Annotated in this window: 1 protein-coding gene; it reads left to right on the top strand. The window is 75.9% G+C overall.

Going from position 1 to position 344, the window contains the following annotated elements:
- Positions 1-344: HAD family hydrolase (locus CON76_RS13500; protein ID WP_240592751.1), on the top strand; the 344-nt coding region annotated here is incomplete at both ends.

Genomic DNA, 344 nt, shown 5'->3' with positions numbered 1-344 from the left:
TGCAAGCGCAAAGTGCGCACCCGCTGGCCCGCGCCGTGGTGCAGGCCGCGCAAGCCGCGGGCCACACCGTGCCGCTGGCGCAGGACGTGCAGGCGCTGCCTGGGCGTGGCACCCTGGGTTGGGTGGAGGGGCGGCAGCTGTACCTGGGCAGCTTGCGCTGGATGGACGAACTGGGCGTGCCGCTGGCCCCATGGGCCAGCAGGGTGCAACAGGCACAGGCGGATGGCGCCACCCTGTCGGCGCTGGTGCAGCGCAGCGCCGATGGCGGCTGGACGCCGCTGGCCTTGCTGGCGTTTGCCGACGCGCCCAAGCCCGGCGCCGCCGCCGCCGTGGCCGCGCTGCGC

The sequence above is a fragment of the Macromonas bipunctata genome (assembly GCF_002837135.1).
GTDB lineage: Bacteria > Pseudomonadota > Gammaproteobacteria > Burkholderiales > Burkholderiaceae_C > Macromonas_A > Macromonas_A bipunctata.
Note: the sequence above shows the minus strand (reverse complement) of the source record. Positions and strands in the feature narration are given on the sequence as shown.